The sequence below is a fragment of the Limnohabitans sp. genome (assembly GCF_040401135.1).
Taxonomy (GTDB): Bacteria; Pseudomonadota; Gammaproteobacteria; order Burkholderiales; family Burkholderiaceae_C; genus Limnohabitans.
This window is the reverse complement of record NZ_JBBAOV010000034.1, coordinates 1-23,472: the sequence shown is the minus strand read 5'-3', so window position 1 is coordinate 23,472 and position 23,472 is coordinate 1. Positions and strand designations below refer to the sequence as shown.

Below are 23,472 nucleotides of genomic sequence, written 5' to 3'. Positions count from 1 at the left end.
GCGAAGGCGGAAAGACGGTTGGCGCTGGTGTGGTTGCTAAGATCATTGCCTAATCGAGGAATTTAAATGTCCTCAAAGCAAAAGATCCGTATCCGCCTGAAGGCGTTTGACTACAAATTAATCGACCAGTCTGCTGCTGAAATCGTTGACACTGCCAAGCGCACTGGCGCGATTGTCAAAGGCCCCGTGCCTTTGCCAACGCGCATGAAGCGTTTTGACATCTTGCGTTCACCGCACGTCAACAAGACCAGCCGTGACCAGCTCGAAATCCGTACCCACCAGCGTTTGATGGACATCGTGGACCCAACTGATAAAACAGTTGACGCCTTGATGAAGCTCGATTTGCCAGCGGGCGTGGACGTAGAAATTAAGTTGCAGTAATGCAACTTTGGAATGGGTCTAGGCCCATTCCAACCCCCCGCGCCAAAGAGTAGTTGCTCTTGGCGCGGTTTTCGCGATATACTCGCGGGCTCCGTGCAATTAGCATGGGGATTTATCAACCGTCTTTCACGCAAAAACGTAACTGCCAATTGAAGTGGTTGCGGTGAGAGTTTTGGAGAAAACAATGAGTCAAAGCATCCGTTTGGGATTGCTGGGACGCAAGGTGGGCATGATGCGTCTGTTCACTGATGATGGGGATTCGATCCCTGTCACGGTGTTGGATGTGTCCAACAACCGCGTGACCCAAGTGAAAACCCAGGAAAACGACGGCTATGTGGCCTTGCAGGTCACATTCGGCGCACGCAAGGCATCTCGCGTGACCAAGCCAATGGCTGGACACCTTGCGAAAGCAGGCGTCGAAGCCGGTGAAATCATCAAAGAATTCCACGTGACTGCAGATGTCGCAGCTAAGTACGCCGCCGGCGCTACTGTGCCTGTGTCTGATGTGTTTGCTGTGGGCCAAAAGGTGGACGTGCAAGGCACAACCATCGGTAAAGGCTTTGCTGGCACCATCAAGCGTCACCACTTCAAGTCACAGCGCGCGTCGCACGGTAACAGCCGTTCGCACAACGTGCCTGGCTCTATCGGTATGGCACAAGACCCAGGTCGTGTGTTCCCCGGCAAGCGCATGTCTGGCCACTTAGGTGTTGACATCGTGACCACACAAAACCTCGACGTGATTCGCATCGACGAAGCTCGCCAACTGTTGTTGATCCGTGGCGCAGTGCCTGGTTCAGCCGGTGGCTTCGTGACTGTGCATCCCGCTGTAAAAGCTAAAGGAGCGAACTGATGCAAGTCGAACTCCTGAACGACCAAGGTCAAGCTGCGTCAAAATATGATGCACCAGAAACCGTTTTCGGTCGCGAATACAACGAAGATCTGGTTCACCAGATCGTGGTGGCTTATCAAGCTAACGCGCGTCAAGGCACTCGTGCCCAAAAAGACCGTGAGCAAGTTAAGCACTCCACCAAGAAGCCGTTCAAGCAAAAAGGCACTGGCCGCGCTCGCGCGGGTATGACGTCTTCGCCTTTGTGGCGTGGCGGTGGTCGGATTTTCCCGAACATGCCTAACGAGAACTTCACACAGAAGATCAATAAGAAGATGTACCGCGCTGGTATGGCTTCGATCTTGTCCCAGCTGGCCCGCGAAGGTCGTCTGGCTGTGGTTGAGTCTCTCAAAGTTGATGCTCCTAAAACCAAGCTCTTGGCAGCAAAATTCAAGGCGATGAACCTTGAGTCCGTGTTGGTGATCTCCGAGGAAGTTGATGACAACTTGTACTTGGCTTCACGCAACTTGCCAAACGTGTTGGTAGTTGAGCCTCGCTATGCAGATCCATTGTCATTGGTGCACTACCGCAAAGTCCTCGTGACCAAGGGTGCCATGGACCAACTCAAGGAGATGTTCGCATGAGCCACGGACACAAGCAAACCAAATTCGACGAAGGTCGTTTGATGCAATTGTTGGTCTCTCCCGTCGTGTCCGAAAAGGCCACCATGGTTGCAGAAAAGCAAAACGTCGTCACCTTCAAAGTGCTGCAAAACGCTGCTAAACCCGAGATCAAGGCCGCTGTGGAATTGATGTTCAAGGTTGAAGTTCAAAGCGTGAACGTGGTCAACACAAAAGGTAAGTCCAAGCGCTTTGGTAAGTCTATGGGCCGTCGCGACAACGTTCGCAAGGCGTATGTGACTCTCAAGCCTGGTCAAGAACTCAACATCTCTGGGGAGGCCGCTTAATCATGGCAGTCATCAAGATGAAACCTACGTCGCCCGGTCAACGTGGCGTCGTCAAAGTTACCCGTGATCACCTTCACAAAGGTGAGCCTTACGCTCCGTTGCTGGAACCCCAGCATCAAAAATCGGGTCGTAACAACAACGGTCACATCACTACCCGTCATAAGGGTGGCGGTCATAAGCATCACTACCGCATTGTGGATTTCAAGCGCAACAAAGACGCTATCCCTGCAAAAGTGGAGCGCATTGAATACGATCCAAACCGTACGGCACACATCGCTTTGGTGTGTTACGCAGACGGTGAGCGTCGTTACATCATTGCGCCGCGTGGTTTGGAAATTGGCGCATCGTTGCTCAGTGGTTCGGAAGCTCCGATCCGTGCAGGTAACACCTTGCCAATTCGCAACATTCCAGTGGGTTCAACCATTCACTGTATCGAGCTCAAGCCAGGTGCGGGAGCGCAAATTGCGCGATCAGCCGGAACATCGGCCACTTTGTTGGCTCGTGAAGGCACTTACGCTCAAGTGCGTATGCGCTCTGGTGAAGTTCGCAAGATCCATATCGAATGCCGCGCCACGATTGGTGAAGTTGCAAACGAAGAACACAGCCTCCGTCAATTGGGTAAAGCTGGTGTCAAGCGCTGGATGGGCATTCGTCCAACCGTGCGTGGCGTCGCGATGAACCCAGTGGATCACCCACATGGTGGTGGCGAGGGTCGCACCGGTGAAGGCCGTCATGCTGTTGACCCATGGGGTAACCTGACCAAAGGCTACCGTACCCGTAACAACAAACGCACACAAGTCATGATTGTGTCGCGTCGCAAAAAGTAAGGGGTAACAAATGACTCGCTCTCTCAAAAAGGGTCCGTTTGTTGACCATCATTTGGTTGTCAAGGTCGACAAGGCCATCGCAACTAAAGATAAAAAGCCAGTGAAAACTTGGTCACGTCGTTCCATGATCCTGCCCGATTTCATCGGCTTGACCATCGCTGTGCATAACGGCAAGCAGCACGTGCCCGTGTACATCACTGACCAAATGGTGGGTCACAAGTTGGGCGAATTCGCTTTAACTCGTACCTTCAAAGGTCACCCCGCGGACAAAAAAGTCCAGAAGAAATAAGGAAAGACCATGGAAACACGTGCAGTCCTTAGGGGCGTCCGTTTGTCGGTCGACAAAGGACGTTTGGTCGCGGACATGATTCGCGGCAAAAAAGTTGACCAGGCTCTGAACATCCTGACATTCACGCAGAAAAAAGCTGCGGGCATCGTCAAGAAAGTTTTGGAATCTGCGATTGCTAACGCTGAGCACAACGACGGTGCGGACATCGACGAGTTGAAGGTGAAAACCATCTACGTCGAAAAAGGCGCCACGCTCAAGCGTTTCACTGCCCGCGCCAAAGGCCGCGGCAACAGTATCAGCAAGCCTACCTGTCACGTGTACGTGACAGTCGGCAACTGAAAGGTATAGGAAGATATGGGACAAAAAATCCACCCCACAGGCTTTCGCCTTGCAGTGAGCCGTAACTGGGCTAGCCGTTGGTATGCAAGCAACAAAGACTTCGCTGGCATGCTGGCTGAAGACATCAAAGTTCGCGAGTACCTGAAAGCTAAGCTGAAGAACGCTTCTGTCTCTCGTGTTCTTATCGAGCGTCCCGCTAAAAGCGCACGCATCACCATTTTCTCGGCTCGTCCAGGCGTGGTGATCGGCAAAAAAGGCGAAGACATTGAGAACTTGAAGAAAGAACTCACAGCTCGTTTGGGCGTGCCAGTCGCGGTCAACATTGAAGAAGTGCGCAAGCCTGAAATCGATGCTCAATTGATCGCTGACAGCATCACCCAACAGCTCGAAAAACGCATCATGTTCCGTCGTGCTATGAAGCGCGCCATGCAAAACGCCATGCGTCTGGGTGCCCAAGGCATCAAGATCATGTCGGCAGGTCGTTTGAACGGCATCGAGATCGCACGTACCGAGTGGTACCGTGAAGGTCGCGTGCCACTTCATACTCTGCGCGCAGACATCGATTACGCAACTTCTGAAGCTAAAACCACTTACGGCATCATTGGTGTCAAAGTGTGGGTTTACAAAGGCGATACCTTGGGTCGTAATGACCTGCCGGCCGCTGCTGAGCCCCGTGCTGAAGAAGAGCGTCGTCCTCGCGGTCCTCGCCGTGACGCTCGCCCAACAGGCGATCGTCCCGCACGCCCAGGCGCACGTCGCCCAGCAGGGACCAATGCCGCACCAACGGATGGCAGCGATAAACCCGCTGAAGCCGCCGGTGCCCCTACAACTGCCGTCAAGCGCGTCCGCAAGGTTGCCGCGCCCGCATCCACTGGCACGGCTGCGGACGGAACAGGAGAATAAGCATGCTGCAACCAGCACGCCGTAAATACCGCAAAGAACAAAAAGGCCGCAACACTGGCATTGCAACTCGTGGTAACACAGTTGCATTCGGTGACTTCGGTCTGAAATCCACCGATCGCGGCCGTCTGACGGCCCGCCAGATCGAGGCCGCACGTCGTGCGATCTCTCGTCACGTCAAACGTGGCGGCCGTATCTGGATTCGCGTGTTCCCTGACAAGCCGATCTCCCAAAAGCCTGCTGAAGTGCGTATGGGTAACGGTAAAGGTAACCCCGAGTACTACGTGGCTGAGATCCAACCCGGCAAGGTCCTCTACGAAATCGTAGGCGTCCCTGAAGAGTTGGCCCGTGAAGCATTCCGTCTGGCCGCTGCAAAGCTGCCCTTGCGTACCACGTTTGTGGCTCGCATGATCGGCCAGTAATTCAGGAGAAATAAGAAATGAAAGCTGCTGAACTGCGCCAAAAAGACGTTGCCGGCTTGGAAGTGGAAGTCAAAGAGTTGCAAAAAGCTCACTTTGGCTTGCGCATGCAAAAAGGTACGCAACAACTCAACAACACGTCACAACTGCGTTCTACACGTCGCAGTATTGCTCGTGCGAAAACCATTCTTGCTGAAAAGCAAGCCGCTGCAACCCCGAAAGCTTAAGGAGCAAATATGACGGAAGCTAAAACATCCCTCAAGCGCACCTTGGTTGGCAAGGTGGTTAGCGACAAGCGCGCTAAAACAGTGACAGTCTTGGTGGAGCGCCGTGTGAAGCACGCGCTTTACGGCAAAATTGTTGCAAAGTCGAGCAAGTATCACGCTCATGACGAAACAGGTGAATATCACTTGGGTGACATGATCGAGATTACTGAAAGCAAACCAATTTCGAAAACCAAAAACTGGGTTGCGACTCGTTTGGTTGAGAAAGCTGCAGCGGTTTAATTACCAAAGGGCTTCGGTCCTGCAAGGCTAAAGAAAACGACCCACAATTGTGGGTCGTTTTTTGTTTTTATAACGTAGAAGATTTGGAGACACCATGATCAAAGTTGGAGATACCCTGCCGCACACCACCCTGATGGAATTTTCAGAGGTCGAAGGTGAAGGTTGCAGCATCGGACCGAATGCTGTGGATGTTGCAAAAGCTACAGCTAGTAAAACTATTGCTGTGTTTGCTTTGCCAGGCGCATTTACGCCCACATGCTCTGTGAAGCATGTGCCAGGTTATGTTGAAAACTTTGAACACTTTAAGGCTGCAGGCGTCGATGAAATCTGGTGCATCAGCGTCAACGACGCATTTGTGATGGGCGCATGGGCCCGCGAACAACACACCCAAGGCAAAGTGCGAATGCTAGGTGACGGCAGTGCTGATTTCGCACAAGCTACAGGCTTGACACTTGACCTGACAGCGCGTGGCATGGGTTTGCGAAGCAATAGATATTCAATGCTCGTCAAAGACGGAAAAGTGGTCCATCTCAACGTAGAAGGCCTTGGTAAATTTGAAGTCAGCGATGCGGCCACATTGCTGGCACAAGCCAAGGCTTAATTCAAGCTAGGTTCACTAACTCGTAAACCGCATAAGCACAGCCCAACCAAACGCCTAATGCAAATAAGCGTGAAGTTGTGCTGTCACGTGAGCCGGGTGTGTCGGAGGGTAAATGCTTGTCGCCATTGACCATGGGAGTCAGCAAATCTTCGTGTTTGAAATATTTGTAATACAGCACGGACACCAAATGCAAAACCAAAATAGAAATTAAGATGACCTTTCCTATTTCTGTATGGAAATTTGTCGCGAAAGACACCCAGGTGGACGAGACCAAACTGGCCCATGGGCCGGCATTAGAAATTTCATCATCACTCATCAAACCACTGAAGACTTGCAGCGACAAAACCACCAACATGGCGAAAACTGATAGAGCGCCAAGAGGGTTGTGACCAATGGAGACCCTTTGGACGCCTTGCCTTGAATCAGCCAAGTAGGCCCGCACCTTGGAGGGTGTCGGAAGAAAATTAACAAATCGTGACCAATGTCCTCCCCAAATTCCCCAGATCACACGGAAAAAGAGCAGTGATAAAACACCGTAGCCGAACCAATAGTGAAACTTCATGAGGCTGCCGCCAATTTCACCGGTGATGATGAGGCCCGAGACGGCCGTGATCAGCAACACATGGAAAACGCGGGTGGGTAAATCCCAGACGCGAATGGGACGCAGGGCAGAACTTGTTGTCATGATGGAAGTGTTAAATTAAGAATTAAATGATTTCAACGAGTGATCGTAAACTTATTGGAAGTGGATACGGATTTTTAAACTCAAAAGGAAAATGCACCATGAAAAAGACCATGCTCTCATTATTGGCAATCAGTGCCACAGCCATTAGTTTTTCTGCATCGGCGCAATTTGCTAAGCCTGAAGATGCAATCAAATATCGCAAAGCGGCACTTACCGTAACAGGAGCGCATTTTGGGCGATTGGGCGCCATGGCCCAAGGCCGAGTGTCATTCGACAGCAAAGTCGCGACAGACAATGCGGAAATTGTGGCTGCCATGGCCAAACTTCCTTGGGCGGCTTTTGGCGAAGGTACTGACACGGGCGACACAAAAGCCAAAAGTGAGATTTGGACACAAAACGCGAAATTCAAAGATTATTCAGAAAAATTTCAAGCAGAGTCAATCAAGTTGGTGGCTGCAGCCAAGGCAGGTAGAGAGGACGGATTCAAGTCTGCCTTCAGTGCAACAGCTGGCACCTGCAAGGCCTGCCACGATGACTTCCGCGCCAAGTAATTAATTTGCGTTGTTACATTCATGGGGCGCCGCACAGCGTGTGGTGCCCCTTTTCATATGGCCTCATGTTTTGACGTTGGTGAGATTGATACAAGTTTTTAAATATTGGACGTGCTTATCCATTGCGGCAACCTTGCTCGGATGCGCGCCTGAGTTGAACTGGCGCATGGTGTCGTCAAGCCAGAACCATACTCACGTGTTGATGCCTTGCAAACCAGACAAAGCAACACGAGCCGTGACATTGCGTGTCAATGAAGCTGACGTCTCGACTCAGTTACACATGCAAGCATGCGAAGCGGGCAAGATGAACTTCGCACTGGCTGAGTTGAACGTGCCACCCAACGCTTCAACCAAAGAATTGCGTGATAGTTGGCGATTGGCAAGTTTGGCTTCGCTTCAAGCCACCGAAGCACAGACGATTTCTGAGCCACGGCTAATCAAAGGTGGCAACCCCTCGCAGGCCTTGATGACGCGTGTAACAACCAACACACATCAAGCACAATTTGTGTGGTTCATCACTGAACAAACGATTTACCAAGCCGCGGTCTATGCGAAGCCCAACGACAAAGGCTTTGCAGAAGCGGCAGATACTTTCATATCAGGAATCCAATGGCCTTGAAGCACGATGTATTGCCAAGAAACACCGCAGTTTGGGTGTTTGTGGTGTTGGCCGCCGCCTACTTTTTGTCGACTTTGTTGCGTGCCATCACGGCCACACTTGCGCCTGTCCTGACGGACGAGTTTGGCATGCAGGCAAGAGATCTGGGCCTATTGGCGGGCGCCTATTTTTTGGGTTTTTCGATCACGCAATTACCAATGGGTCATTGGCTTGATCGACACGGTCCTAAAAAGGTTGTACTAAGTTTTTTATGCGTTGCTGTGCTGGGTTGCTTTGCCTTTGCTTGGGCTCATGACTTCAAGGGGCTGTTGTTGTCGCGAGTGCTGATAGGCGTGGGTGTGAGTGCTTGCTTGATGGCGCCGCTGACTGGATACCGGCGCTGGTTGGCGTTAGAGCAACAACAACGTGCCAACTCATGGATGTTGATGACCGGCGCTTTGGGAATGTTGACCTCAACTTTGCCTGTGCAATGGTTATTGCCGATGGTGGGATGGCGGTGGATGTTCGTGGTGTTGGCCTTGCTCGTGGCGCTGTCCATGGCTGTGATCTATTGGAAAGTTCCTGCATGGCGATTGAGCGAGCCAACTCAGAATGAAGAAACAATCTCAGCCACAACCTCAACCAAAGGAATCATGGCGAGCTACCAACAGGTATGGACGCACTCTTATTTTCGGCGGTTGGCCCCTATGGGTTTCTTCAACTACGGCGGCATGATCGCCATGCAAACTTTGTGGGCGGGACCTTGGATGGTCAAAGTGGCCGGTTACACACCACTAGAGGCTGCCACTGGCCTGTTTTGGCTTAATGTGTGCATGTTGTTGACCTTTTGGTTATGGGGATTGATGACGCCAAGTTTGACTGTGCGGGGTTACCACGCAAATAAATTATTAACGTATGGCGTGCCATTAAGTTTGTTCGCGCAAGTGGCCATTATTTTGGGCGGGCAAGACGCGGGGGCGGCATATTGGGTGGTGTTTTGTGTTTTCAGTTCGTTCGTGGCACTCGCGCAACCCGCAGTGGGCATGGCCTTTCCATCAGCTTTGGCTGGACGCGCATTGTCTGCTTATAACTTGATATTGTTCTTAGGCGTGTTTGTGGTGCAGTGGGGCATGGGCTTAATGATTGACGGATTCAAGGCAATGAATTGGACCGAGCCACAGGCTTTTCAAGGAGCAATGTCAGTGTTTTTGATTTGCTGCATCGCGTCGTACGGCTACTTTTTAAAGCACAGGCCTGAGAGCTGATAATTCACAGCATTTTTTCTTTTTCTATGAGTAACCGCATTCTCATCATTGCACACGCACCTTTGGCAAAAGCTTTGCGCGATTGCGCCATGCATGTCTACGCCGAATGCGCGGCCGACGTAATTGCCCTTGACGTCTTGCCTGATGCTCAGCCCGAGGACACCCTCGCACTAGCCATTAGCGCTGCCGGTGCGGCTCTTGACGAGGGACTGTTGGTGCTGACAGATATCTTTGGCGCAACACCCGCCAATGTGGCGCAAAAGTTAGTAACTGGCAGCCATGCCAAGCTGATTGCTGGCGTTAATTTACCCATGCTGTTTCGCAGCGTGTGTTACAGGCATGAGCCGCTAGATGCCTTGGTGGCACGTGCTCTGGCTGGCGGCACACAAGGTGTGATGCAAGTCGCTATCACAGCAACCCAAAATCAAGATGGATGAATCCATGATCAAAAACACAACAACAATCACAAATAAATTAGGTTTGCACGCACGAGCTTCGGCCAAGCTTACGAAGCTCGCCGGAAGCTTTCCTTGCGAGGTATGGCTCAGCAAGGGCGAGCGCCGCGTGAACGCTAAAAGTATCATGGGTGTCATGATGCTGGCCGCTGGCATCGGCAGCCATGTCGAGCTTGAAACCGATGGTACGCAAGAGCAAGAAGCCATGGATGCTTTGCTCACTTTGATGGCTGACAAATTTGGCGAAGGTGAGTAAGCCAGCATGACATTTTCTATCCACGGTCTTGCAGTCGCCCGCGGCATCGCCATTGGGCGTGCCGTATTGGTGGCATCCAGTCGCGTGGATGTGGCTCATTACTTCATTGCACCTGAGCAGGTCGATGCTGAACTCATGCGCTTGGTGCAAGCGCGTGAGGCCGTAATGGTCGAATTGCAAACGCTGCATGACCATCTTCCCAAAGATTCGCCCCCTGAACTGTCCGCCATTTTGGAAGTTCATTTGATGTTGTTGCAAGACACCATGCTCGCGGATGGTGTGAGTGGCTGGATTAAGGAGCGCTTCTACAACGCCGAGTGGGCCCTGACCTCGCAACTCGATGTGGTGGCAAGACAGTTTGATGAGATGGATGATGCCTATTTGCGAGAGCGTAAAGGTGACTTGGAGCAAGTCGTCGAGCGCATGCTGCGGCACATGAAGGGTGTGGCGCATGTCATACCGCACCCGTCGGCTAAGCGAAGCAACCAGACCCGTCAGCAAGATTTGCAACTCGGCGACGAGATGGATGTGCCCTTGGTGTTGGTGGCGCACGACCTATCACCCGCAGACATGTTGCAGTTCAAGCAAAGTGTGTTCACCGGTTTTGTGACGGATGTGGGCGGCAAAACATCACACACCGCCATTGTGGCGCGCAGCTTGGATATTCCCGCCGTGGTGGGAGCGCGCACTGCAAGTCAGTTGGTGCGACAAGACGACTGGATCATCATTGACGGTGATTCAGGCGTCGTCATCGTCAATCCTTCGCCCATTATCTTGGCGGAGTATGGCTTCAAACAACGTCAGGCCGATTTAGAGCGTGAGCGCCTTTTGCGTTTGCGTCACACACCCGCAGTCACACTAGATGGACAACGTGTCGAGCTGTTGGCAAACATTGAGATGCCTGAGGACGCACCCGCAGCATTGGAAGTAAGTGCCGTGGGCGTGGGTTTGTTTCGTAGTGAGTTTTTGTTCATGGGTCGCGCTGGAGCGTTGCCGGACGAACAAGAGCAATATCTTGCCTACAAGCGTGCCGTCGACGGCATGAAGGGCCTACCCGTCACCATCCGCACGGTGGACATTGGCGCAGATAAACCGTTGGACCGCACCGTCAAAGATGAAACGCACTTAAATCCAGCTCTAGGCTTGCGTGCCATTCGTTGGAGCTTGGCCGATCCGGCAATGTTTCTGACTCAGTTGCGTGCCATTCTGCGAGCCGCTGCTCATGGTCAGGTTCATTTGCTCATTCCCATGTTGGCGCATGCCCGTGAAATCACACAAACGCTGGCGCTGCTCGACAAAGCACGCAAGCAACTCGATGCGCGTGGCGAGGTGTTTGGCCCCGTCAAAGTGGGCGCCATGATTGAAGTGCCTGCGGCTGCCTTAAGCGTCAAGATGTTCTTGCGCTACTTCGACTACCTGTCGATTGGCACAAACGATTTGATTCAATACACCCTAGCCATTGACCGCGCCGATGAGTTGGTGGCGCATTTGTATGACCCCTTGCACCCAGCCGTGTTGCGACTGTTGGCCGAAACTATTGCCGAAGCGCGCGCGCAAGGCAAAGGCGTGAGCGTGTGCGGCGAAATGGCGGGGGACCCAGCGATGACCCGTTTGTTGTTAGGTTTGGGTTTGCGCAGTTTCTCAATGCACCCCACGCAAATCTTGGCAGTCAAACAAGAGGTGATTCGCGCCGACGCCTCAAAGCTAGAGGCGTGGGCGCAAGAGGTGTTGGCCAGCGACGAGCCGGCCGAGTTGATGGGGCTTAAGCCTTAGACGCTACTAATGCAGCGTGTGCCTGCTGGTCTGCGTGATAGCTGCTTCGGACCATCGCACCTACGGCCGCATGGCTAAAGCCCATCTCGTAGGCCTTTTCTTCAAACATCTTGAACGTATCAGGGTGCACATAACGACGTACTGGAATGTGGCTGGTGCTAGGCGCTAGGTACTGGCCAATGGTGAGCATGTCGATATGGTGGTCGCGCATGTCTTGCATCACCTGCAAAATCTCTTCGTCCGTTTCGCCCAAGCCCACCATCAACCCGCTTTTGGTTGGTACGTTCGGGTGGAGTGCTTTGAACTTCTTGAGCAAGTTCAAGCTGAACGCATAGTCGCTACCGGGTCTAGCTTCTTTGTAGAGGCGCGGCACGGTCTCCATGTTGTGGTTCATCACGTCGGGTGGCGCGGCTTTTAGTATTTCTAAAGCGCGGTCATCGCGGCCTCGGAAGTCGGGAACCAAGATTTCAATTTGCGTTTGAGGTGACAACTCTCGCGTGCGTCGAATGCAATCCACAAAATGTTGACTGCCGCCATCGCGTAAATCATCTCGGTCCACACTGGTAATCACCACGTATTTCAGCTTCAAGTCGGCAATGGTTTTGGCCAAGTTTTCTGGCTCGTTCACATCGAGTGGATCAGGGCGTCCGTGTCCCACGTCGCAGAAAGGGCAGCGTCGGGTGCACTTATCGCCCATGATCATGAAGGTGGCCGTGCCTTTACCAAAGCACTCACCAATGTTGGGGCAGCTGGCTTCTTCGCACACCGTCACCAATTTGTTGGCGCGCAAGATATCTTTGATTTCATAAAAACGCGTGGAGGGCGAGCCGGCTTTGACGCGAATCCAATCAGGTTTTTTAAGTACTTCACCTTGCTCTACTTTGATCGGAATGCGCGACAACTTAGCAGCGGCTTTTTGCTTGGCCGAAGCGTTGTAGTTCTCGACGGTTTGTGCTTCTCGCACAACTGGGTTTGCAGGGGTAGACATGGCGAATGGCCCTTTGCGTTAGGGCGCTAAATAAGTGGAGAGCTTGTGGCTCAAAACATCAGCGGCTTCTTGCCAACTGACCGATACGCCGATTGTAGAAAGGTCGACAGTTTGCAAGTCTTGATAACCGCAAGGGTTGATGCGTTGGTAGGGGCTTAAGTCCATGCTCACGTTTAGTGCCATGCCGTGATACGTGCAATGTCGACTGACTTTGATGCCCAGTGCTGCAATTTTCCCAAGGCCCGCAAAGTCTGGAGTTTTGCTGCCATCTTTTTGAGGGCGTTGTGCCAGCACTGCGTGACTGTGTGGGTCATCTAAACGCACATAAATTCCTGGAGCACCCGATACGCGGTGGCCTGTCACGTCAAAGTGGGCGAGTGAACGAATGACGGCTTCTTCGATGCGGTGTACATATTCTTTGACGTAATAGCCAGCACGTTTGAGGTCGATCAAAGGGTACGCCACCACTTGGCCTGGCCCGTGAAATGTCACCTGCCCCCCTCGATTGGTGGACACGACAGGTATGTCGCCAGGGGCCAGTAAATGATCTTCTCGACCTGCCAGCCCTTGAGTGAAAACTGGTGAATGTTCACACAGCCAGATTTCATCAGGTGTGTCGACCGTTCGTGCCGCTGTGAAATCCTGCATGGCCTGATAAGAATGCAGAAAGGGCACAAGGCCGAGGTGATGGATCACAGGACTACTTTAACCATCGGGTGAGAGGAAAGGGTGCGGTAAAGATCGTCGAGTTGCTCTCTGCTAGTGGCGGTAACCGTGATGGTGACGCCTAAATATTTGCCGCCGCTGCTTTCTCTCAACTCAATGTTGGCCACATTAAACGTGGGGTCAAATTGCTCGGCAATAGCCCTCACCGCATCAACGTAACCATCAGCTTTAAGCCCCATGACTTTGATAGGAAATAGGCTTGGATACTCAATCAGAGACTCCGCGCCAATGTTTTTGGATGGAATGGAGGGGTTGGTCATGTCTGAAATTATCCTCTTCTTGGTGCGATCGCCATAGAGCGTATGGGTTATCACGTACAATATTTGGTTGATACAAAGATGACGGGTGTAACCTGGGCGTAAACAAACATGACCAGAATACACACCGAAGAACAAGACGAAGAACAAGACACTTTTAAGCCCCTTAGCGCCGATCAGGTAGCTGAATTGCGAAAAAGTCAGCCCCTCTTGTCAGTTTGGCGGGTAGTTGGAGTTCAAGTATTGCTTGGGCTCTTGGTAGCGGTTCTTGTGTGGGTTTTGTCGGGGAGTGTGGTGGCTGTTTATTCAGCACTTTACGGCGCCTTGGCAGTGATTCTTCCGGCGGCTTTGTTTGCGCGAGGTTTGACCAGTCGAGCCTCCGCGCTAAATGTGGGTGCTGCGGTCTTTAGCTTTTTCCTTTGGGAAATGGTCAAGATAGGCCTAACGGTGGCAATGCTTTTTGCGGCGCCACGTCTGGTCAGCGATTTAAGCTGGCCTGCCATGTTGGCGGGCTTGGTAGTGACAATGAAGGTGTATTGGGTGGCGCTTGGCTTTCGCAAGGTGTTTTACCCAGTTAGCCCAACTTAAAAAAGAGCGAACGAATGTCTGTTGAACATGGTCCGACCGCTGGTGAATACATTGTTCACCACCTGACGCATCTGCAAAACAAGCCAATGGCTGGTGTCATTGACTTTTCTGTTTACAACCTTGACTCAATATTCTGGTCAGTGTTGTTAGGTGTGGTTGCCAGTTTCTTCTTATGGCGCGCTGCCCGTGGTGCAACGGCCCACGCGCCTGGCCGTTTTCAGGCGGCTGTCGAAATCTTGGTTGAAATGGTAGACAGCCAAGCCAAGGGCATCATTCACAGCGCCGAAAGCCGCAAGCTTGTTGCACCTTTGGCATTGACGGTGTTTGTCTGGATTTTCTTGATGAACGCCATGGACTTATTCCCGGTTGATTTATTCCCCAAGATTTGGGAGTTGATCTACAGCGCGAATGGGGGCGATCCGCATCACGCCTACATGCGTGTGGTGCCCTCGGCTGATTTGTCCACCACTTTGGGCTTGTCTACTTCTGTTTTGTTGGTCTGTGTGTTTTACAACATCAAGATCAAAGGCATCGGCGGCTGGGTACACGAGCTTTTCTGCGCCCCCTTCGGTGCTCATCCTCTGCTTTGGCCTGTTAACTTCGTCATGCAAATGATTGAATTCGCGGCCAAGACCGTGTCTCATGGCATGCGACTATTCGGTAACATGTACGCTGGCGAGCTGGTGTTTATGTTGATCGCTTTGATGGGCGGCGCTGCTGCTGCCACCTTGCCAGGCGTCTTGTTGCCCATCGGCCACGTTATTGTTGGTTCAATTTGGGCCATCTTCCACATCATGATCATCACATTGCAAGCCTTCATCTTTATGATGCTGACGCTTGTTTATGTAGGCCAGGCGCACGACGCCCACTGATTTCGGTTTTTTCTTAACTTTTCTCTCTCATCCATTCTTTAGGAGTAACAAAATGGAACACGTCCTCGGTTATGTAGCACTCGCAGCTGGCATCATCATTGGTTTGGGTGCTGTCGGCGCTTGTATCGGTATCGGCATCATGGGTAGCAAGTACCTCGAAGCAGCTGCACGCCAGCCTGAATTGATGAACGAATTGCAAACCAAGATGTTCTTGTTGGCTGGTCTGATCGACGCTGCTTTCTTGATCGGCGTTGGTATTGCCATGATGTTCGCATTCGCGAACCCCTTCGTCCTGAAGTAATTCTCGCAACTACCAAAAGAAAGGTGTTGCCGTGAGTATCAATGCAACCCTGTTCGTCCAGATGATCGTTTTTGCGGTCTTGGTGTGGTTCACGATGAAATTCGTGTGGCCGCCCATCGCAATCGCCCTCGACGAACGTACAGAAAAAATTGCCCATGGTTTGGCAGCTGCTGAGCATGCCAAGATTGAGCTGTCCAATGCACACAAAGAGGTTGAACTCAAGCTGGCCGAAACCCGCAATGAGTCCACCGCCTTGTTGGCTGATGCAGAACGTCGCGCACAACACTTGATCGACGAAGCCAAGGTACATGCCTCGGTCGAAGCGAAAAAGATTGTGGCTGCTGCTCATGCAGAAGCTGCGCAAGAAGTCGTGAAAGCCCGTGAAGCCCTGCGCGAGCAAGTGGCCGCATTGGCGGTAAAGGGCGCTGAGCAGATTCTCCGCAAGGAAGTCAACGCTGGTGTTCATGCCGACTTGTTGAGCCGTCTGAAGACCGAGCTGTAAGAGGACAACATGGCCGAACTCGCCACCATTGCCCGCCCTTACGCAGAAGCTTTGTTCAAGGCTTCGGCCTCAGACCTGAGCGCTACCGCTGTATGGCTTGAAGAGCTTGCGGCTATCGCTGGAAACGCCCAATTGCTGCAATTTGCAGAAGGCCCCAAGGTCACCTCAAGCCAAGTGTTTGATTTGATTGTTGGTGTTGCCAAATCCAAATTGCCAATTGCTGCGCAAAACTTTTTGCGCGCTGTCATTGACAACGGTCGCTTGAGTGCATTGCCTGAAGTGGTAACGCAATTTCGCGCTCATGTCAACGCGCAAAGCGGTTCGGCAGATGCTGTGGTGTACAGCGCTTTCGACATCGACGCAGCAGCTTTGGCTGATGTGAAGACGGCACTCGAAAAGCGTTTTGCTCGCAAACTGAACGTCTCTGTGGCCTTGCAGCCTGAGCTGATTGGCGGCATTCGCGTGGTGGTGGGTGACGAAGTGTTGGACACTTCTGTCAAAGCCCGTTTAGATCAAATGAAAGTTGCGCTGACGGCTTAATGCCTGTCAGCCCTAACAAGAAAGAAGGAAAGAGTCATGCAACTCAATCCAGCAGAAATCTCTGAGCTGATTAAGAGCCGTATCGAAGGTTTGGGCACCGATGCCAACGTTCGCAATCAAGGCACCGTTCTCTCGGTGACTGACGGCATCGTTCGCGTGCACGGTCTCTCAGACGCGATGCAAGGCGAAATGTTGGAATTTCCCAACAACACATTCGGTCTGGCACTGAACCTCGAGCGCGACTCGGTCGGCGCTGTGATTTTGGGTGAGTACGAGCACATCTCAGAAGGCGACGTTGTCAAATGTACAGGTCGCATCTTGGAAGTGCCAGTCGGCCCTGAGCTCATTGGTCGCGTGGTTAACGCTTTGGGTCAGCCTATCGACGGCAAAGGCCCCATCAATGCCAAGTTGACTGACGTGATCGAAAAGGTTGCGCCTGGTGTTATCGCTCGCGAATCTGTGAGCCAGCCCATGCAAACCGGTCTCAAGTCGGTTGACTCCATGGTGCCAGTCGGCCGTGGCCAACGTGAGTTGATCATTGGTGACCGTCAAACCGGCAAAACAGCTGTTGCGATCGACGCCATCATCAACCAAAAAGGTCAGAACATGACCTGCGTTTACGTCGCGATTGGCCAAAAAGCCTCGTCGATTAAAAACGTGGTTCGCGCTTTAGAGCAAGCCGGCGCAATGGACTACACCATCGTTGTGGCCGCCTCTGCTTCTGAGTCTGCAGCGATGCAATACGTGTCAGCCTATTCTGGTTGCACGATGGGCGAATACTTCCGCGACCGTGGCGAAGACGCCTTGATCGTGTATGACGATTTGTCTAAGCAAGCTGTGGCTTACCGCCAAGTATCTTTGCTTTTGCGTCGCCCACCAGGCCGCGAAGCTTACCCTGGCGATGTGTTCTATCTTCACAGCCGTTTGCTCGAACGCGCTGCCCGCGTGAACGCCGACTACGTCGAAGCCTTCACCAAAGGCGCCGTCAAAGGCAAAACAGGTTCATTGACGGCTTTGCCGATCATTGAAACCCAAGCCGGTGACGTGTCTGCTTTCGTGCCAACCAACGTGATTTCTATTACCGACGGTCAAATCTTCTTGGAGACCTCGTTGTTCAACGCGGGTATTCGTCCTGCGATTAACGCCGGTATCTCGGTGTCTCGCGTGGGTGGTGCAGCGCAAACGAAATTGATCAAGAACCTGTCCGGTGGTATCCGTACCGACTTGGCTCAGTACCGTGAGTTGGCAGCATTTGCTCAGTTCGCCTCAGACCTTGACGAAGCCACACGTAAACAGCTCGACCGCGGTGCTCGCGTGACTGAGTTGCTCAAGCAAGCTCAATACAGCCCTCAATCCATCAGCATCATGGCTTCGACCTTGTTTGCGGTGAATAAAGGCTTTATGGACGACATCGAAGTCAAGCAAATTCTGCACTTTGAATATGAAATGCACGCTTACCTCAAAGCTAAGCACGCTGCCTTGTTGGCTAAACTCGAAGCCGACAAAGCCATGGACAAAGACGCAGAGGCCGAAATGACCGCAGCATTAACTGCGTTCAAGAAAACCTTCGCTTAATCCCTACCTGACACAAGGAGCCTCAAATGGCAGCAGGTAAGGAAATTCGCGGCAAGATCAAATCGGTGGAAAACACCAAGAAGATCACCAAAGCCATGGAAATGGTCGCCGCGTCAAAGATGCGTAAGGCGCAAGAACGCATGCGTGCGGCTCGCCCTTACAGCGAGAAGATTCGTCATGTCGCGGCCAACCTCGGCAAGGCCAACCCTGAGTATGTTCACCCCTTCATGGAGTTGAACACATCCAAGGATGTTGGCTTTATTGTGGTCACCACAGACAAAGGTTTGTGTGGCGGTCTCAACACCAACGTGTTGCGTATGTTGTCAACCAAACTGCGTGAATTGCAAGCCGCAGGTCACAAGGCGCAAGCCGTGGCTATCGGTAACAAAGGCTTCGGCTTTTTGGGTCGTTCTGGCATCAAAATTGTGGCGCATGCGACACAATTGGGTGACACGCCGCACCTCGAAAAGTTGATTGGTCCCGTCAAGGTTTTGTTAGATGCTTATGTGGCTGGCGAAATCAATTCGGTCCAACTGTGCTACACGCGGTTCATCAACACGATGAAACAAGAGTCGGTGGTTGAGCAACTTTTGCCTTTGTCGGCAGATGCGCTCAAACCGCACGAAGGTCACAAAACTTGGGACTACATCTACGAACCGGATGCGCACGTCGTGATCGACGAGCTTTTGATCCGATACGTAGAGGCCATGGTTTATCAAGCTGTGGCTGAAAGTATGGCGTCCGAGCAATCGGCCCGTATGGTTGCGATGAAGTCTGCGACCGACAATGCTGGGAACGTGATCAACGAACTCAAACTGGTTTACAACAAGACGCGTCAAGCTGCGATCACGAAAGAACTTTCGGAAATCGTTGCTGGTGCGGCTGCTGTCTGATTTTAATTTTTGGAGCAAAAAAGTATGGCTCATGAGACCACCCACATGAACGCTGGCGTTCAAGGCAAGATTGTTCAATGTATCGGCGCTGTGGTGGACGTCGAGTTCCCACGCAACCAGATGCCCAAGGTCTACGATGCGCTCAAGCTCGAAGGCACAGCACTGACTCTGGAAGTTCAGCAACAACTCGGTGACGGCATCGTCCGTACCATCGCGTTGGGCAGTTCCGACGGTATGCGTCGTGGTTTGATGGTGACGAACACAGGCGCGGGCATTACCGTTCCAGTGGGCAAAGCCACACTCGGCCGCATCATGGACGTGTTGGGTAGCCCCATCGACGAACGTGGTCCTGTTGACCAAACAAAAACTGCCACGATTCACCGCAAGGCCCCTGCCTATGACGAACTCAGCCCTTCGCAAGAATTGCTCGAGACCGGTATCAAGGTGATCGACTTGGTCTGTCCTTTCGCTAAAGGCGGTAAGGTCGGCTTGTTCGGTGGCGCTGGTGTGGGCAAGACAGTGAACATGATGGAACTCATCAACAACATCGCCAAGGCGCACAGCGGCTTGTCCGTGTTCGCTGGTGTCGGTGAACGTACGCGTGAAGGTAACGACTTCTATCACGAGATGGCCGACTCAGGCGTGGTGAACTTGAAAGACTTGAACGAGTCTAAAGTTGCCATGGTCTACGGTCAGATGAACGAGCCTCCAGGTAACCGTTTGCGCGTGGCTTTGACAGGTTTGACCATCGCCGAATCATTCCGTGACGAAGGTAAAGATGTGTTGTTCTTCGTGGACAACATCTATCGCTACACCTTGGCTGGCACTGAAGTGTCCGCCTTGTTGGGTCGTATGCCTTCAGCTGTGGGTTACCAACCTACGTTGGCCGAAGAAATGGGCCGTTTGCAAGAACGTATCACGTCGACCAAGGTCGGTTCTATCACTTCCATCCAAGCCGTTTACGTGCCTGCCGATGACTTGACTGACCCTTCTCCAGCGACTACTTTTGCCCACTTAGATTCCACCGTTGTGTTGTCTCGTGACATCGCTTCGCTCGGCATCTACCCAGCTGTGGATCCTTTGGATTCGACCAGCCGCCAGTTGGACCCCTTGGTTGTGGGCGAAGAGCACTACGCCACAGCTCGCGCTGTGCAGGGCACTTTGCAACGCTACAAAGAATTGCGTGACATCATTGCGATTTTGGGCATGGACGAATTGGCTCCTGACGACAAGCTCGCCGTGGCGCGCGCTCGTAAGATCCAGCGCTTCTTGTCACAACCGTTCCACGTTGCTGAAGTGTTCACGGGTTCAGCCGGTAAATACGTGACCTTGGCTGAAACCATCCGTGGTTTCAAGATGATTGTGAACGGCGAGTGCGACCACCTGCCAGAACAAGCCTTCTACATGGTCGGTACCATCGACGAAGCGTTCGAAAAAGCTAAGAAGATCTGAGAGATCCTATGAGTACCATTCACGTAGATGTCGTCAGCGCAGAAGAGTTGATCTTCTCCGGCGAAGCCACTTTTGTGGCTTTGCCAGGCGAGGCCGGCGAGCTCGGTATTTATCCTCGGCACACGCCGCTGATTTCACGCATTCGTCCTGGTTCGGTGCGTATTCAAACAGCTGATGGTGGTGAAGAGTTTGTTTTCGTGGCAGGTGGCATTCTTGAAGTGCAACCCGACTGCGTCACCGTCATGTCAGACACCGCGGTTCGCGGCAAAGACATGGACGAAGAAAAAGCAAACGCGGCCAAACTGGCAGCTGAAGAAGCCGTCAAGAACGCAAAGACAGATGTCGATTTGGCGCGGGCTCGTTCAGAGCTGCACATTTTGGCCGCTGAATTGTCGGCCTTGCGCCGCTACCGCGCTCTCAAGTAATTGCCGTGCGCGCTTGCGTTCTAAAAGCCCCTGCCTCGCGGTTGGGGCTTTTTTATTGCATCAAATAAGTGGACAATTTGCACAATGCCGAAAGCCAAACTCCAAGCAGCCACCGTAGGCGGAACTGCCGACATCATTGAGGCCCAGTTTTACGATGCCCTGCAAACGGGTGATATCGAAAAACTCATGGGCTGTTGGGCCGACGAAGACGACATCGTGTGCGTTCACCCAGGCGGCCCACGTCTGGTGGGCAGTGCCAGTATTCGAGCCGCCTTTGAGGCCATGTTTTCCAACGGCACCATTGCGGCACGACCAGAACACATTTGCAAAGTCGAGTCCCTGACCAGTGCCATGCACAACGTGATCGAGCGTGTGGCCTTGCTGACGACTGATGGAACGCAAGAAGCAGTGGTTGTTGCCACCAATGTCTACCAAAGAACTGCACAGGGTTGGCGCATGGTGGCGCACCATGCCAGTCCTGGCACTGCACCAACACATGCCGAAGCGCACCAAGCCCCACAGGTCTTGCATTGATTTGGGATTACCAAGCGCCCTGGTGGTTGCCAGGTGGCAACGCACAAACGATTTATGCAGCCAAACTGGCGCGCCGTTATTCAGGGCCAGATCCCAAATGGACGCGAGAGCGTTGGGATACGCCTGATGGAGACTTTGTCGATGTCGATTGGCGCAGCCATGACAAAAGCTTGCCGGAAGATGCGCCCTTGTTGGCCTTGTTTCATGGCTTAGAAGGATCATCGAGCAGTCATTACGCACAAGCCTTTGCAGAAGAGACACACAAACGTGGATGGCACATGGCAGTGCCGCACTTTCGAGGCTGTAGCGGTGAAATTAATTGGGCGCCACGCGCCTATCACTCAGGCGATTTTGAAGAAGTTGGATGGATACTCAAACGCATTCGTCAGCAGCATCGGGGCCCCTTGTTCGCGGTTGGCATCTCGCTAGGAGGCAATGCATTGATGCGTTGGGCGGGTGAAATGGGCCAGTCTGCCAGACAGGTTGTAGACGGCATTGCCTCGGTCTGCTCGCCAATCGATTTGACGGCAAGCGGCAACGCCATAGATGCAGGGATCAACAAGGTGCTGTATGCGCGGATGTTTTTAGGCACGATGAAGCCTAGAGCCATGGATAAGCTCAAACAGTTCCCAGGATTGTTCGATCCTCAAGATCTGATGGCTGCTGAGTCACTGTATGAGTTTGACCAAGTGTTTACCGCGCCCCTGCACGGATTTAAAAATACCGATGACTATTGGGAGCGCGCCAGTGCCAAACCAGGCTTATCGCGGGTGCAAATACCCGCTTTGCTGCTGAACGCACGCAACGATCCATTTATTCCCGCCAGCAGTTTGCCAACACAGGCTCAAGTCAGCGATTGGGTTAAATTGTGGCAACCAGCAGCGGGCGGGCATGTGGGCTTTGCTTCAGGTGCTTTCCCTGGCGACTTGCAAGAAATGCCTTGGGCAGTCACAGAATGGATGTCAAAACATGGATGACCTCGTATTACAAGCCATGGCCAAGTGGCCCAATGTGCCGGATTGTTATGGATGGCTAGGGCTAGACGCACGCGGCGATTGGTATATGCGTGACGACCAAGTGCAGGCACTAGGCACCTTTACACAAAGCAAAGGTTCACGGCTGGCCCACGAAAAGTTGATCGACTTCATTGGGCGCAACTATACGAACGATAAACAAGGGCTGTGGTTTTTTCAAAATGGGCCACAGCGTGTCTATGTTGAACTTGAAGCCACGCCATTTGTTTGGCGCTTGCAGCCGGATAGCTCCATACAGTCTCACACGGGATCAAGCGCACGCATGCAGCGCTGCATCGTCGACGAGTATGGCCGTTTGTATCTGGACACAGAACAGGGTTTTGGTCTGCTTCACACACAAGACGTGGTGCACGCCGCAGACTTCATCGAAACGGGTTTGTGGGTGCCACAAGTGATGCCCACTAGCGAATTACCGAAGCGCTTTGGCTATGTTCGCAGCCCGCAACAGACACAACGAAAAGAACAGGCGTAAAAAAACCGGCCTGGGCCGGTTTTCATCAAACACGAAGCTTTATTTGGCTTCGGGCTTCTTAGGTTCTGCAAACTTTCCACCGGCAGCGTTAGCCATGTGAACCACAGCGCGACCAATTTCAAAATCTTCAAAATCGCCACCACCTTGAGCACCCATCGCGCCCTTGCCTTTGAGTGCCGAAGTCAACAAGGTGTCGTAACCTTTGGCGATTCGTGCACCCCAAGCGCCGTTATCACCAAACTTAGGCGCGCCAGCAGCACCGCCGGCGTGACAAGCGGAGCATTGTGCTTTGTAAACTTCGTCACCATTGCGAGCGGCGCGGTTGACGTCTTTGATTTCAACAGAGCCGACTTTTTGAATACGAGCTGCAATCGCCTCTGGCTCGTTGGAAGATCCTGCTTGAGGCTTGTTGGCAGAAGTGACGTACGCTACCAAGCCAATGATGATGAGCACAGGCAAAACAAACGAATACAAAACAGCAATCAAAAGCTGCTTAGGTGTTTTGATAGGGCCTGTGTGGGCTTCTTCGTGGTGCTGATCGCTCATTTTTTAAATCCTGATGGGTAGCTTTGGAACTGCTTAAATTATAGCGGTGGCCTACAATGGGTTAGTCATAAAAGTGCGGCTGTAGCTCAGTGGATAGAGTATTGGCCTCCGAAGCCAAGGGTCGTGGGT

35 protein-coding genes are annotated in these 23,472 nt (G+C 52.5%); 30 read left to right on the top strand and 5 right to left on the bottom strand.

The features are described from left to right. Positions 1-66: 66 nt before the first annotated feature. The 12 genes from rpsJ to ABWP81_RS09545 all read left to right on the top strand — a co-directional run bounded on the left by rpsJ (position 67) and on the right by ABWP81_RS09545 (position 6,055). Positions 67-381, top strand: a complete 315-nt coding sequence (rpsJ, locus tag ABWP81_RS09600) for a 30S ribosomal protein S10 (protein ID WP_019426908.1) — start codon at positions 67-69, stop codon at positions 379-381. A gap of 184 nt (positions 382-565) precedes the next feature. After that, the gene (gene rplC / locus ABWP81_RS09595) at positions 566-1,231 is read left to right on the top strand and encodes a 50S ribosomal protein L3 (protein ID WP_353134595.1); all 666 of its coding nucleotides are present in this window, start codon (positions 566-568) and stop codon (positions 1,229-1,231) included. After that, a complete protein-coding gene (gene rplD / locus ABWP81_RS09590) occupies positions 1,231-1,851 on the top strand; it encodes a 50S ribosomal protein L4 (protein WP_104796795.1) in 621 nt (206 codons plus the stop codon). Before rplC ends, rplD begins: the two co-directional genes overlap by 1 nt. Continuing rightward, positions 1,848-2,174: a 50S ribosomal protein L23 gene (rplW, locus tag ABWP81_RS09585; protein ID WP_333843596.1), complete on the top strand. Its 327-nt coding sequence runs from the start codon at positions 1,848-1,850 to the stop codon at positions 2,172-2,174. The genes rplD and rplW overlap by 4 nt, the downstream gene beginning before the upstream one ends. Before the next feature lie 2 nt (positions 2,175-2,176). Continuing rightward, entirely contained in the window at positions 2,177-3,001 is an 825-nt protein-coding gene (gene rplB, locus ABWP81_RS09580; RefSeq protein ID WP_353134591.1) for a 50S ribosomal protein L2, read from the top strand. A 10-nt stretch (positions 3,002-3,011) separates the two neighbouring features. Then, entirely contained in the window at positions 3,012-3,290 is a 279-nt protein-coding gene (gene rpsS, locus ABWP81_RS09575) for a 30S ribosomal protein S19 (protein ID WP_353134588.1), read from the top strand. Positions 3,291-3,299: 9 nt separating this feature from the next. Beyond that, on the top strand, positions 3,300-3,629 hold the full coding sequence (gene rplV, locus ABWP81_RS09570; protein ID WP_100133886.1) for a 50S ribosomal protein L22: 330 nt from the start codon (positions 3,300-3,302) through the stop codon (positions 3,627-3,629). A 15-nt stretch (positions 3,630-3,644) separates the two neighbouring features. Further along, positions 3,645-4,532: a 30S ribosomal protein S3 gene (rpsC, locus tag ABWP81_RS09565; RefSeq protein ID WP_353134582.1), complete on the top strand. Its 888-nt coding sequence runs from the start codon at positions 3,645-3,647 to the stop codon at positions 4,530-4,532. A 2-nt stretch (positions 4,533-4,534) separates the two neighbouring features. Next, positions 4,535-4,951 carry a 50S ribosomal protein L16 gene (rplP, locus tag ABWP81_RS09560; protein WP_100133884.1) on the top strand — a complete coding sequence of 139 codons (417 nt, stop codon included), beginning with the start codon at positions 4,535-4,537 and terminating at the stop codon, positions 4,949-4,951. Positions 4,952-4,968: 17 nt separating this feature from the next. Continuing rightward, the gene (gene rpmC / locus ABWP81_RS09555; protein ID WP_333843619.1) at positions 4,969-5,175 is read left to right on the top strand and encodes a 50S ribosomal protein L29; all 207 of its coding nucleotides are present in this window, start codon (positions 4,969-4,971) and stop codon (positions 5,173-5,175) included. Between the two features lie 9 nt (positions 5,176-5,184). Beyond that, positions 5,185-5,454 (top strand): 30S ribosomal protein S17, encoded by a 270-nt coding sequence (gene rpsQ / locus ABWP81_RS09550; protein ID WP_353134577.1) that lies wholly within the window; start codon positions 5,185-5,187, stop codon positions 5,452-5,454. A gap of 94 nt (positions 5,455-5,548) precedes the next feature. Further along, entirely contained in the window at positions 5,549-6,055 is a 507-nt protein-coding gene (locus ABWP81_RS09545; RefSeq protein WP_353141365.1) for a peroxiredoxin, read from the top strand. Between the two features lies 1 nt (position 6,056). Here ABWP81_RS09545 and ABWP81_RS09540 read toward each other — a convergent pair whose 3' ends face one another. After that, positions 6,057-6,740 (bottom strand): cytochrome b/b6 domain-containing protein, encoded by a 684-nt coding sequence (locus ABWP81_RS09540; protein WP_353141363.1) that lies wholly within the window; start codon positions 6,738-6,740, stop codon positions 6,057-6,059. A 98-nt stretch (positions 6,741-6,838) separates the two neighbouring features. Between ABWP81_RS09540 and ABWP81_RS09535 the strand changes: the two genes are divergently transcribed. The 6 genes from ABWP81_RS09535 (at position 6,839) to ptsP (ending at position 11,638) form a co-directional block, all read left to right on the top strand. Beyond that, a complete protein-coding gene (locus ABWP81_RS09535; protein ID WP_353141361.1) occupies positions 6,839-7,291 on the top strand; it encodes a c-type cytochrome in 453 nt (150 codons plus the stop codon). 235 nt (positions 7,292-7,526) lie between these two features. Beyond that, positions 7,527-7,910 (top strand): hypothetical protein, encoded by a 384-nt coding sequence (locus tag ABWP81_RS09530; protein ID WP_353141359.1) that lies wholly within the window; start codon positions 7,527-7,529, stop codon positions 7,908-7,910. Next, complete coding sequence (locus ABWP81_RS09525; protein ID WP_353141357.1) at positions 7,901-9,154, top strand: MFS transporter; 1,254 nt, start codon at positions 7,901-7,903, stop codon at positions 9,152-9,154. Before ABWP81_RS09530 ends, ABWP81_RS09525 begins: the two co-directional genes overlap by 10 nt. Positions 9,155-9,180: 26 nt before the next feature. Next, complete coding sequence (locus ABWP81_RS09520) at positions 9,181-9,591, top strand: PTS sugar transporter subunit IIA (protein ID WP_353141355.1); 411 nt, start codon at positions 9,181-9,183, stop codon at positions 9,589-9,591. 4 nt (positions 9,592-9,595) lie between these two features. Beyond that, positions 9,596-9,865 carry an HPr family phosphocarrier protein gene (locus ABWP81_RS09515; RefSeq protein WP_353141353.1) on the top strand — a complete coding sequence of 90 codons (270 nt, stop codon included), beginning with the start codon at positions 9,596-9,598 and terminating at the stop codon, positions 9,863-9,865. A gap of 6 nt (positions 9,866-9,871) precedes the next feature. Then, positions 9,872-11,638 carry a phosphoenolpyruvate--protein phosphotransferase gene (gene ptsP, locus ABWP81_RS09510; protein WP_353134553.1) on the top strand — a complete coding sequence of 589 codons (1,767 nt, stop codon included), beginning with the start codon at positions 9,872-9,874 and terminating at the stop codon, positions 11,636-11,638. On the opposite strand, the gene lipA is transcribed toward ptsP, so the two are convergent. From lipA to ABWP81_RS09495, 3 genes are read right to left on the bottom strand one after another with little or no spacing between them, the layout of a single operon-like run. Continuing rightward, on the bottom strand, positions 11,628-12,626 hold the full coding sequence (gene lipA, locus ABWP81_RS09505; protein ID WP_353141351.1) for a lipoyl synthase: 999 nt from the start codon (positions 12,624-12,626) through the stop codon (positions 11,628-11,630). The two genes, ptsP and lipA, sit on opposite strands and share 11 nt — an antisense overlap. Positions 12,627-12,644: 18 nt before the next feature. Then, on the bottom strand, positions 12,645-13,274 hold the full coding sequence (lipB, locus tag ABWP81_RS09500; protein ID WP_353141349.1) for a lipoyl(octanoyl) transferase LipB: 630 nt from the start codon (positions 13,272-13,274) through the stop codon (positions 12,645-12,647). Positions 13,275-13,318: 44 nt separating this feature from the next. Continuing rightward, positions 13,319-13,612 (bottom strand): YbeD family protein, encoded by a 294-nt coding sequence (locus tag ABWP81_RS09495; RefSeq protein WP_353141347.1) that lies wholly within the window; start codon positions 13,610-13,612, stop codon positions 13,319-13,321. 108 nt (positions 13,613-13,720) lie between these two features. Between ABWP81_RS09495 and ABWP81_RS09490 the strand changes: the two genes are divergently transcribed. The 12 genes from ABWP81_RS09490 to ABWP81_RS09435 all read left to right on the top strand — a co-directional run bounded on the left by ABWP81_RS09490 (position 13,721) and on the right by ABWP81_RS09435 (position 22,797). After that, positions 13,721-14,197, top strand: coding sequence for an ATP synthase subunit I (locus ABWP81_RS09490; protein ID WP_353141345.1), 477 nt, complete (start codon positions 13,721-13,723; stop codon positions 14,195-14,197). 14 nt (positions 14,198-14,211) lie between these two features. Beyond that, a complete protein-coding gene (atpB, locus tag ABWP81_RS09485; protein ID WP_353134542.1) occupies positions 14,212-15,069 on the top strand; it encodes a F0F1 ATP synthase subunit A in 858 nt (285 codons plus the stop codon). Between the two features lie 52 nt (positions 15,070-15,121). Further along, positions 15,122-15,370, top strand: coding sequence for a F0F1 ATP synthase subunit C (gene atpE, locus ABWP81_RS09480; RefSeq protein WP_353134539.1), 249 nt, complete (start codon positions 15,122-15,124; stop codon positions 15,368-15,370). Positions 15,371-15,401: 31 nt separating this feature from the next. After that, positions 15,402-15,872, top strand: a complete 471-nt coding sequence (locus ABWP81_RS09475; RefSeq protein WP_353134536.1) for a F0F1 ATP synthase subunit B — start codon at positions 15,402-15,404, stop codon at positions 15,870-15,872. A 9-nt stretch (positions 15,873-15,881) separates the two neighbouring features. Continuing rightward, positions 15,882-16,412, top strand: coding sequence for a F0F1 ATP synthase subunit delta (locus ABWP81_RS09470; protein WP_353141343.1), 531 nt, complete (start codon positions 15,882-15,884; stop codon positions 16,410-16,412). A 36-nt stretch (positions 16,413-16,448) separates the two neighbouring features. Beyond that, on the top strand, positions 16,449-17,987 hold the full coding sequence (gene atpA / locus ABWP81_RS09465) for a F0F1 ATP synthase subunit alpha (RefSeq protein WP_353141341.1): 1,539 nt from the start codon (positions 16,449-16,451) through the stop codon (positions 17,985-17,987). Positions 17,988-18,013: 26 nt separating this feature from the next. After that, complete coding sequence (gene atpG, locus ABWP81_RS09460; RefSeq protein ID WP_353134527.1) at positions 18,014-18,880, top strand: F0F1 ATP synthase subunit gamma; 867 nt, start codon at positions 18,014-18,016, stop codon at positions 18,878-18,880. A 24-nt stretch (positions 18,881-18,904) separates the two neighbouring features. Then, positions 18,905-20,332, top strand: a complete 1,428-nt coding sequence (atpD, locus tag ABWP81_RS09455; protein ID WP_353141339.1) for a F0F1 ATP synthase subunit beta — start codon at positions 18,905-18,907, stop codon at positions 20,330-20,332. A gap of 8 nt (positions 20,333-20,340) precedes the next feature. Beyond that, positions 20,341-20,757: a F0F1 ATP synthase subunit epsilon gene (locus tag ABWP81_RS09450; RefSeq protein ID WP_353141337.1), complete on the top strand. Its 417-nt coding sequence runs from the start codon at positions 20,341-20,343 to the stop codon at positions 20,755-20,757. Positions 20,758-20,841: 84 nt separating this feature from the next. Next, complete coding sequence (locus tag ABWP81_RS09445) at positions 20,842-21,291, top strand: YybH family protein (protein WP_353134518.1); 450 nt, start codon at positions 20,842-20,844, stop codon at positions 21,289-21,291. Further along, complete coding sequence (locus ABWP81_RS09440) at positions 21,288-22,268, top strand: YheT family hydrolase (RefSeq protein ID WP_353141335.1); 981 nt, start codon at positions 21,288-21,290, stop codon at positions 22,266-22,268. Before ABWP81_RS09445 ends, ABWP81_RS09440 begins: the two co-directional genes overlap by 4 nt. Continuing rightward, complete coding sequence (locus ABWP81_RS09435; protein WP_353141333.1) at positions 22,261-22,797, top strand: DUF2946 family protein; 537 nt, start codon at positions 22,261-22,263, stop codon at positions 22,795-22,797. The genes ABWP81_RS09440 and ABWP81_RS09435 overlap by 8 nt, the downstream gene beginning before the upstream one ends. 39 nt (positions 22,798-22,836) lie before the next feature. Here ABWP81_RS09435 and ABWP81_RS09430 read toward each other — a convergent pair whose 3' ends face one another. Next, complete coding sequence (locus ABWP81_RS09430) at positions 22,837-23,343, bottom strand: c-type cytochrome (protein WP_353141331.1); 507 nt, start codon at positions 23,341-23,343, stop codon at positions 22,837-22,839. Between the last annotated feature and the right edge of the window lie 129 nt (positions 23,344-23,472).

Coding starts and splice junctions, on each gene's coding strand:
- rpsJ (WP_019426908.1), top strand. CDS start 67: ATGTCCTCAAAGCAAAAGATCCGTATCCGCCTGAAGGCGTTTGACTAC.
- ptsP (WP_353134553.1), top strand. CDS start 9,872: ATGACATTTTCTATCCACGGTCTTGCAGTCGCCCGCGGCATCGCCATT.
- atpB (WP_353134542.1), top strand. CDS start 14,212: ATGTCTGTTGAACATGGTCCGACCGCTGGTGAATACATTGTTCACCAC.
- ABWP81_RS09490 (WP_353141345.1), top strand. CDS start 13,721: ATGACCAGAATACACACCGAAGAACAAGACGAAGAACAAGACACTTTT.
- ABWP81_RS09525 (WP_353141357.1), top strand. CDS start 7,901: ATGGCCTTGAAGCACGATGTATTGCCAAGAAACACCGCAGTTTGGGTG.
- rplP (WP_100133884.1), top strand. CDS start 4,535: ATGCTGCAACCAGCACGCCGTAAATACCGCAAAGAACAAAAAGGCCGC.
- rpmC (WP_333843619.1), top strand. CDS start 4,969: ATGAAAGCTGCTGAACTGCGCCAAAAAGACGTTGCCGGCTTGGAAGTG.
- atpE (WP_353134539.1), top strand. CDS start 15,122: ATGGAACACGTCCTCGGTTATGTAGCACTCGCAGCTGGCATCATCATT.
- ABWP81_RS09520 (WP_353141355.1), top strand. CDS start 9,181: ATGAGTAACCGCATTCTCATCATTGCACACGCACCTTTGGCAAAAGCT.
- rpsC (WP_353134582.1), top strand. CDS start 3,645: ATGGGACAAAAAATCCACCCCACAGGCTTTCGCCTTGCAGTGAGCCGT.
- rplW (WP_333843596.1), top strand. CDS start 1,848: ATGAGCCACGGACACAAGCAAACCAAATTCGACGAAGGTCGTTTGATG.
- ABWP81_RS09445 (WP_353134518.1), top strand. CDS start 20,842: ATGCCGAAAGCCAAACTCCAAGCAGCCACCGTAGGCGGAACTGCCGAC.
- ABWP81_RS09495 (WP_353141347.1), bottom strand. CDS start 13,612: ATGACCAACCCCTCCATTCCATCCAAAAACATTGGCGCGGAGTCTCTG.
- rplB (WP_353134591.1), top strand. CDS start 2,177: ATGGCAGTCATCAAGATGAAACCTACGTCGCCCGGTCAACGTGGCGTC.
- rplC (WP_353134595.1), top strand. CDS start 566: ATGAGTCAAAGCATCCGTTTGGGATTGCTGGGACGCAAGGTGGGCATG.
- lipA (WP_353141351.1), bottom strand. CDS start 12,626: ATGTCTACCCCTGCAAACCCAGTTGTGCGAGAAGCACAAACCGTCGAG.
- ABWP81_RS09435 (WP_353141333.1), top strand. CDS start 22,261: ATGGATGACCTCGTATTACAAGCCATGGCCAAGTGGCCCAATGTGCCG.
- rplD (WP_104796795.1), top strand. CDS start 1,231: ATGCAAGTCGAACTCCTGAACGACCAAGGTCAAGCTGCGTCAAAATAT.
- ABWP81_RS09515 (WP_353141353.1), top strand. CDS start 9,596: ATGATCAAAAACACAACAACAATCACAAATAAATTAGGTTTGCACGCA.
- rpsS (WP_353134588.1), top strand. CDS start 3,012: ATGACTCGCTCTCTCAAAAAGGGTCCGTTTGTTGACCATCATTTGGTT.
- atpA (WP_353141341.1), top strand. CDS start 16,449: ATGCAACTCAATCCAGCAGAAATCTCTGAGCTGATTAAGAGCCGTATC.
- rplV (WP_100133886.1), top strand. CDS start 3,300: ATGGAAACACGTGCAGTCCTTAGGGGCGTCCGTTTGTCGGTCGACAAA.
- ABWP81_RS09470 (WP_353141343.1), top strand. CDS start 15,882: ATGGCCGAACTCGCCACCATTGCCCGCCCTTACGCAGAAGCTTTGTTC.
- ABWP81_RS09535 (WP_353141361.1), top strand. CDS start 6,839: ATGAAAAAGACCATGCTCTCATTATTGGCAATCAGTGCCACAGCCATT.
- atpG (WP_353134527.1), top strand. CDS start 18,014: ATGGCAGCAGGTAAGGAAATTCGCGGCAAGATCAAATCGGTGGAAAAC.
- ABWP81_RS09450 (WP_353141337.1), top strand. CDS start 20,341: ATGAGTACCATTCACGTAGATGTCGTCAGCGCAGAAGAGTTGATCTTC.
- lipB (WP_353141349.1), bottom strand. CDS start 13,274: ATGCAGGATTTCACAGCGGCACGAACGGTCGACACACCTGATGAAATC.
- atpD (WP_353141339.1), top strand. CDS start 18,905: ATGGCTCATGAGACCACCCACATGAACGCTGGCGTTCAAGGCAAGATT.
- rpsQ (WP_353134577.1), top strand. CDS start 5,185: ATGACGGAAGCTAAAACATCCCTCAAGCGCACCTTGGTTGGCAAGGTG.
- ABWP81_RS09545 (WP_353141365.1), top strand. CDS start 5,549: ATGATCAAAGTTGGAGATACCCTGCCGCACACCACCCTGATGGAATTT.
- ABWP81_RS09540 (WP_353141363.1), bottom strand. CDS start 6,740: ATGACAACAAGTTCTGCCCTGCGTCCCATTCGCGTCTGGGATTTACCC.
- ABWP81_RS09430 (WP_353141331.1), bottom strand. CDS start 23,343: ATGAGCGATCAGCACCACGAAGAAGCCCACACAGGCCCTATCAAAACA.